At 67.5% G+C, this 6,934-nt stretch carries 6 protein-coding genes; 4 read left to right on the top strand and 2 right to left on the bottom strand.

Going from position 1 to position 6,934, the window contains the following annotated elements; translation table 11 throughout:
• The first annotated feature begins 61 nt into the window (after positions 1-61).
• Positions 62-1,219 (top strand): alpha-hydroxy acid oxidase, encoded by a 1,158-nt coding sequence (locus tag QTI68_RS30415; RefSeq protein WP_286526923.1) that lies wholly within the window; start codon positions 62-64, stop codon positions 1,217-1,219.
• 101 nt (positions 1,220-1,320) lie between these two features.
• On the top strand, positions 1,321-2,661 hold the full coding sequence (locus tag QTI68_RS30420; RefSeq protein ID WP_286526924.1) for an MFS family transporter: 1,341 nt from the start codon (positions 1,321-1,323) through the stop codon (positions 2,659-2,661).
• A gap of 1 nt (position 2,662) precedes the next feature.
• Here the strand turns inward: QTI68_RS30420 and QTI68_RS30425 are convergent, their stop codons facing one another.
• Positions 2,663-3,223 carry a putative glycolipid-binding domain-containing protein gene (locus QTI68_RS30425; protein ID WP_286526925.1) on the bottom strand — a complete coding sequence of 187 codons (561 nt, stop codon included), beginning with the start codon at positions 3,221-3,223 and terminating at the stop codon, positions 2,663-2,665.
• 111 nt (positions 3,224-3,334) lie between these two features.
• On the opposite strand from QTI68_RS30425, the gene QTI68_RS30430 reads away from it, so the two are divergent.
• The gene (locus tag QTI68_RS30430) at positions 3,335-4,540 is read left to right on the top strand and encodes a Y-family DNA polymerase (RefSeq protein WP_286526937.1); all 1,206 of its coding nucleotides are present in this window, start codon (positions 3,335-3,337) and stop codon (positions 4,538-4,540) included.
• Here QTI68_RS30430 and QTI68_RS30435 read toward each other — a convergent pair.
• Positions 4,537-5,574: a purine-nucleoside phosphorylase gene (locus QTI68_RS30435; RefSeq protein WP_286526927.1), complete on the bottom strand. Its 1,038-nt coding sequence runs from the start codon at positions 5,572-5,574 to the stop codon at positions 4,537-4,539. The two genes, QTI68_RS30430 and QTI68_RS30435, sit on opposite strands and share 4 nt — an antisense overlap.
• A gap of 161 nt (positions 5,575-5,735) precedes the next feature.
• Here QTI68_RS30435 and QTI68_RS30440 point away from each other — a divergent pair, with 161 nt between their 5' ends.
• Entirely contained in the window at positions 5,736-6,854 is a 1,119-nt protein-coding gene (locus QTI68_RS30440) for a DNA topoisomerase IB (RefSeq protein ID WP_286526929.1), read from the top strand.
• The last annotated feature ends 80 nt before the right edge of the window (positions 6,855-6,934 follow it).

Consider the following 6,934-nt stretch of genomic DNA (forward strand, 5'->3'; position numbering starts at 1 on the left):
GCGCCAGCCGTCCCGAAGATAATACCCATTGCGCAGCCACAGAACCCAGGAGCCTTTTCTCGTGCCAGACCTGTCCAAGATCACGACCATCGAAGACCTGCGAGTCATCGCCAAGCGCCGCGTGCCACGCATGTTCTACGACTACGCCGACTCCGGCGCCTGGACCGAAGGCACCTACCGCGCCAACGAAAGCGACTTCCAGAAGATCAAGCTGCGCCAGCGCGTGGCAGTCAACATGGAAGGCCGCTCGACCCGCACCACGATGATCGGCCAGGAGGTCGCGATGCCGGTGGCCATCGCCCCGACCGGCCTGACCGGCATGCAGCATGCCGACGGAGAGATCCACGGCGCACGTGCCGCCAAGGCCTTCGGCATCCCGTTCACGCTCTCGACCATGAGCATCTGCTCGCTCGAGGACATCGCCGAGAAGACCGACCGCCATCCGTTCTGGTTCCAGCTCTACGTGATGCGCGACCGCGACTTCATCGAGCGCCTGATCGAGCGCGCCCGCGCCGCCAACGTCAGCGCGCTGCAGCTCACGCTCGACCTGCAGATCCTCGGCCAGCGCCACAAGGACATCAAGAACGGCCTCACGGCCCCGCCCAAGCCGACGCTCAAGAACCTCATGAACCTCGCGACCAAGCCGCGCTGGTGCATGGGCATGCTGGGCACCAAGCGCCGCACCTTCGGCAACATCGCGGGCCATGCCAAGGGCGTCAAGGACCTGTCCTCGCTGTCGTCGTGGACCGCCGAGCAGTTCGACCCGACCCTCAGCTGGGCCGACGTCGAGTGGATCAAGAAGCTCTGGGGCGGCAAGCTGATCCTGAAGGGCATCATGGACGTCGAGGATGCACGCCTCGCGGCGGCCAGCGGCGCCGACGCACTGATCGTCTCGAACCACGGCGGCCGCCAACTCGACGGCGCGCCCTCCTCGATCGCGGCGCTGCCGGCGATCGCCGAGGCGGTGGGCACCGAGATCGAAGTCTGGATGGACGGCGGCATCCGCAGCGGCCAGGACGTGCTCAAGGCGCGCGCGCTGGGCGCCCACGGCACGATGATCGGCCGCAGCTTCCTGTACGGCCTGGGCGCCTACGGCGAGGCCGGCGTGACCCGCGCGTTGCAGATCATCCACAAGGAACTCGACATCACGATGGCCTTCTGCGGCCGCACGCAGATCGACCAGGTCGACTCCAGCATCCTCTTGCCCGGCACCTTCTGAAGACGCACTGCCAGCCGGGTCACGGCCGCGGCCGACAGCGGCGGCGGGCCGCAAGGCGCATCATGGGAAGCGCCATAACAACTCGATAGAAGCACTTCCCCATGAGCTCCGCCGCGTCCGTCGCGGGGACGGCCCGCGCCGTCGATCCCGCCACCTTCCACCGCCCCTACACCTCCGAAGAAAAACGCCATCGCATCTTCGCGATCATGGCGGCCTCTTCAGGCAACCTGGTCGAGTGGTTCGACTTCTACGTCTACGCCTTCAGCGCGCTCTATTTCGCGCCTTCCTTCTTTCCCAAGTCCGACCCGACCGCGCAGCTGCTCAACACCGCCGGCGTGTTCGCCGCCGGCTTCCTGATGCGCCCGATCGGCGGCTGGCTGTTCGGCCGCGTCGCTGACCGCTACGGCCGCCGCACCTCGATGCTGATCTCGGTCACGATGATGTGCGCCGGCTCGCTGGCCATCGCCTGCCTGCCCACCTATGCGGCCATCGGCGCCTGGGCGCCCTTCCTGCTGCTGGTCTGCCGGCTGTTCCAGGGCCTGTCGGTGGGCGGCGAGTACGGCACCACCGCCACCTACATGAGCGAGGTCGCGCTGCGCGGCCAGCGCGGCTTCTTCTCGTCCTTCCAGTACGTCACGCTGATCGGCGGCCAGCTGCTCGCGGTGCTCGTCATCGTGGTCCTCGAACAGCTGCTGAGCGAGGCCGAGCTCAAGGCCTGGGGCTGGCGCATCCCGTTCGTGATCGGTGCCATCGCGGCGGTCGTGGCGCTGTTCCTGCGCCGCACGCTGCACGAGACGCAAAGCGCCGAGTCGCGGGCCAACAAGGAGGCCGGCAGCCTCGCGGGACTCTTCAAGCATCACAAGGCCGCTTTCTTCACCGTGCTCGGCTACACCGCCGGCGGCTCGCTGATCTTCTACACCTTCACGACCTACATGCAGAAGTACCTGGTCAACACGGTCGGCCTGCCGATCAAGACCACCAGCTATGTCATGACGGTCGCGCTGTTCGTCTACATGTGCATGCAGCCGCTGTTCGGCGCGCTGTCAGACCGCATCGGCCGGCGCACCAACATGCTGCTGTTCGGCGGCCTGGGTGCCGTGGCGACGGTGCCGATCCTGACCGCGCTGCAGAACGTGACCAGCCCCGTCGCGGCCTTCCTGCTGATCATCCTGGCCCTGGCCATCGTGAGCTTCTACACCTCGATCAGCGGCATCGTGAAGGCCGAGATGTTTCCGCCCGAAGTGCGCGCGCTGGGTGTCGGGCTGGCCTATGCGGTGGCCAATGCGATCTTCGGCGGATCGGCCGAGTACGTCGCGCTGGGGCTCAAGTCGATCGGCCACGAGAGCGCCTTCTTCTGGTACGTGACCGGCATGATGGTGCTGGCTTTCGCGGTCGCCTGGCGGCTTCCGAAGCAGGCCTCCTACCTGCACCACGACCACTGACTCAGGCTTCGGCTTCCCACATCGTGGGGTAGCGGCGGATGAAGCCGTCGGGCGTGACTTCGAGCATCGCTTCATAGTCGAAGCGCGGTGCCGCGTACCAGTAGTCGCTGTCGCTGCGCCGCTCGTAGCGCTGCTGCAGCTCGGTTAGGCCGCCGCCGTCGAGGTCGAGCCAGGCCACCGGCGCATCGGCGGATTCGCCGGCTGCCAGGTGCAGCCGGCGCAGCTGCAGCAGGTTGGTGGCCGGCGTGAAGCCGAGGTCCAGATCGACGCAGTGGCCGAGTTCGGCCACCGGCACGTCATTGAGCTTCCAGACGCCATGGGCGCCGTGGACGATCGACAGGTCGATGGCCTCGCCGCCGAGCCAGCCGCGCACCGTGCACCACTGGGTATGCCAGGCGCGGTCGCAGCGCACGCGGTAGTGCAGCTGGGCCACCCGCCCGTCCTCGTGGCGGAAGGCGGCCCCGCCGTCGATCTGCCAGTTCTCGCCCGCGCGCTCGAGCCGGCAGACGTCGTGGCCCGGCTGCCCGAGCCGGCGCCAGAGGATCGTTGCGAGCGTCTGCATGGGCTGGATCATGGCACCGGCATGCCATCCAGCGCAAGCCTCGCCAAGCTACCGTGCGCGACAATCGAAGACGTGACGACCGTACCGATCCGCCGCATCGCCCACCTCGACATGGACGCTTTCTACGCCTCTGTCGAATTGCTGCGCTACCCGCAGCTCAAGGGCCTGCCGATGGTGATCGGCGGCGGCCGGCGCAAGGTCGACGAGGCCCTGCGCAACGTGCCGGAGGGCGGCACCCTGGCCGACATCCCGGTGGCCGCCTTCCCGCTGCTCAAGGACTACACCGGCCGCGGCGTCATCACCACCGCCACCTACGCGGCGCGCCAGTTCGGGATCGGCTCGGCGATGGGGCTCATGAAGGCCGCCAAGCTGTGCCCGCAGGCGCTGATCCTGCCGGTGGACTTCGACGAATACCGCAAATACTCGCGCCGCTTCAAGCAGGTCATCACCGAGATCGCCCCGCTCATGGAGGACCGCGGCGTCGACGAGGTCTACATCGACTTCACGGATGTGCCGGGCGGCCAGCGCGAAGGCGGGCGGGTGCTGGCCCGGCTGATCCAGAAGTCGATCCTCGAAGCCACCGGCCTGACCTGCTCGATCGGCGTCGCACCCAACAAGCTGCTGGCCAAGATGGCCAGCGAGTTCGACAAGCCGAACGGAATCTCGATCGTCTTCGAGCGCGACCTGCAGGCCAGCATCTGGCCGCTGCCCTGCCGCAAGGTCAACGGCATCGGGCCCAAGGCCGACGAGAAGCTGCAAGGCCACGGCATCCGCACCATCGGCGAGCTCGCCGCGAAGGAGCGCGACTGGCTCATCGCCCGCTTCGGCAAGGCCACCGGCGCCTGGATGCACGAGGTCGCCTGGGGCCGCGACGAGCGGCCGGTCGTGACCGAGAGCGAGCCGGTGTCGATGAGCCGCGAGACCACCTTCGAGCGCGACCTGCATGCGGTGCGCGACCGGGCCGAGCTCGGCGCCATCTTCACCCGCCTGTGCGAGCAGCTGGCCGCGGACCTGCAGCGCAAGGGCTACGTCGGCAAGACCATCGGCATCAAGCTGCGCTACGGCGACTTCAAGATCGCGACCCGCGACCAGACCATCGAATCCTTCACGGCCGACCCGAAGGCGATTCGCCGGATCGCCGGCCAATGCCTCAAGCGGGTGCCGCTCGAGCGGCCGCTGCGCCTGCTCGGCGTGCGGGTCGGCACACTCGCCAAGGCCGGCGAAGCCGCCGCCGAGCCGGTGGTGCCGGGCGGCGCGGCGCGCCGCGGCAAGGCACCGGCCGACGAGGCGGCCGCGCAGACCGCCTCCTTGTTCTAGCGCGCCGGAAGCGGCGGCACGCCGGCCTGCCACTGCGGCCAGTCGGTGACGATGTGATCGACCACGCGGCTGCCGACGAGCTCGATGTTCTGGACCGTCTCGGCGAAGCCACCGGCGGTTTCGCCGGGTGCCGGGTCCAGGTGCTGCAGGGTGGTCTCGCGCGGGTTGCCCTGGTCGAAATTGACCGCCCCGCGCAGGCTCATCACCCGGTCGGTACCATACTGGCGCTTGATCACCAGCGTAATCGCGGCCGCCTCCATCTCGGTGATCACGTAGTCGTCGGCGCCGTACAGCTTGGCGATGTACTGCGCCTGGTTCGACATCCCCGGCCCATGGAAGAAGGTGTCGCCGGTCATGTGCGTGCCGGTGCCGACGAAAGGCGCGCGGCGCGCAGCCGCCTGCGGGTAGCGCAGCCGGTAGGCCTTGGCGGAGTCGGAGTCCTTCAGCGGCGTGTCGGCCGAGAGCTTCATCGCCCAGGCCACCAGTTCGGGGTTGAGCTTGAAGCGCCGGTACTCCTCGTAGCCCTTGCGCGGCATGAAAGTCGGCTCGCCGGCCTTGTTCTCCTCCGGCGCCCAGCGATGCCCGAGGTCGTAGTCGACCAGCCAGGTCGCCCAGCTGACCTCGCCGATGGTGCCGCGCGAGGGCGGCGTGCCGGCAACGCCGGATATCACGTAGTAGGCCTTCGAGAAGTCGAACTTCGGGCTGGTCAGGATCGCCTGCATCGACGCCGACGAGTTGACCTTGCCCATGCCGAGCACCGAGCCGCAGACGCCATCCATGTTGCAGTACACGGGCTGCAGCGCGCCGGGCACGGTGACCGGCACGGCCCCCTTCCAGTAGCGCTCGTACCAGTGCTGGAACTCGCCGGCGCGGTCCCCGGTGTTCTGGCCGATCTCGAACATGGCGCCAACGAAGACCTTGACCTTGACGGGCTCGGCGACGCGCGACGGCGCGACCGAACTGCACGCTGCAGCAAGCACGACAACGGCAGGAAGCGCACCCCAACGGGCGCGACGGGACCAGACTGACGACATGGAAATCTCCGGGAGAAAGGGTGTTCGACAAGAAAGCAGGACGGTGCGACAGGTGCGCAGCGCACCGGCAACGCTTGCGGCGTCCTACAGCGGCGCGCCGACCGCATCGGCAGGCTGTAGGCCTCTCTGTGCACTGCTCGGTCGAGATTGTCGCAAACACCATGCCCACCGCGAACCAACGCCCCGTTCCCCTTGCCAACGGTCTGGTCTACGTGAACCCCGACATGCCGGGCTGGAGCCGGGTCCGGCGTGGTGCCGGATTTCGCTACCGGGACAGCCGCGGCAACTGGCTGCGCGACGACGACGAGATGCTGCGCATTCGCCGCCTCGCGATACCACCGGCCTACGACAAGGTATGGATCTGCCCGGTCGCGAACGGCCACCTGCAGGCCACCGGGATCGACGCACGTGGCCGCAAACAGTACCGTTATCACGTCGAATGGCGTACGTTGAAGGACGAACGCAAATTCGAACGGCTGGAAGCCTTCGGCCGGGCGCTGCCCGCGATTCGCCGCCGCGTGGCGCGCGACCTGGCCACGGTCGCCAAGGCGGCCCCGGTGGAGCGGCAACTGGTCCTGGCCACTTTGGTGCGATTGCTCGACACCACCTTCCTGCGCGTCGGCAATGAGGAATATGCCAGCAGCAATGGTTCCTACGGGCTCACGACCTTGCGCAACAAGCACGTCGACATCCAGGGCGGTGCGCTCAGGCTGCGTTTCCGCGGCAAGAGCGGCGTGATGCACGAGGCTCGGGTGGACGATGCACGCATCGCGGCGATCGTTCGAAGGTGCCAGCAGCTGCCCGGCCAGGAGCTGTTCCAGTACCAGTCAGAGGACGGCACCCCGCGCGGGATCTCCTCCACGGATGTAAACGCCTACTTGCGCGAAATCGCTGATGGTGACTTCACAGCCAAGGACTTTCGTACCTGGCACGGCACGGTCCAGGCGCTCGAACTGACGCGCATCGCCTGCCCCACGGGAGAACCGGATGCGGCGCGCTTCAGCGCGAAGGAGATTCTCTCGGCGGTGGCGAAGCAGCTGGGCAACACGCCGGCGGTGTGCAAGAAGTCCTATGTGCATCCCGCCGTCCTGGCGCTCGGCAGCGCGCTTGCGGCCAAGAGCGATGCCATCGGAGAAATCTGGACCCGGATCGGATCGCGCGCGCAAGGCAGGCGCCATCTGTATGCAGCGGAAGCCCGTTTACTCGAATTCCTGCGGCAGCATCGGCTGGCTTTGAAACGCAAAAACGGCGCGCACAAAGCAAAACGCCCAGCCTTTTGAGGGGCTGGGCGGTTTGGGCTGTAAGAGCCTGACGATGACCTACTTTCACACGGGAACCCGCACTATCATCGGCGCTGAGT

Source organism: Variovorax sp. J31P207 (assembly GCF_030316965.1).
GTDB lineage: Bacteria > Pseudomonadota > Gammaproteobacteria > Burkholderiales > Burkholderiaceae_C > Variovorax > Variovorax ginsengisoli_B.

Excerpts from the sequence above, each read along its gene's own strand:
- QTI68_RS30425 (WP_286526925.1), bottom strand. The coding sequence starts at position 3,223 with ATGCAGACGCTCGCAACGATCCTCTGGCGCCGGCTCGGGCAGCCGGGC.
- QTI68_RS30440 (WP_286526929.1), top strand. The coding sequence starts at position 5,736 with ATGCCCACCGCGAACCAACGCCCCGTTCCCCTTGCCAACGGTCTGGTC.
- QTI68_RS30435 (WP_286526927.1), bottom strand. The coding sequence starts at position 5,574 with ATGTCGTCAGTCTGGTCCCGTCGCGCCCGTTGGGGTGCGCTTCCTGCC.
- QTI68_RS30430 (WP_286526937.1), top strand. The coding sequence starts at position 3,335 with ATGGACGCTTTCTACGCCTCTGTCGAATTGCTGCGCTACCCGCAGCTC.
- QTI68_RS30420 (WP_286526924.1), top strand. The coding sequence starts at position 1,321 with ATGAGCTCCGCCGCGTCCGTCGCGGGGACGGCCCGCGCCGTCGATCCC.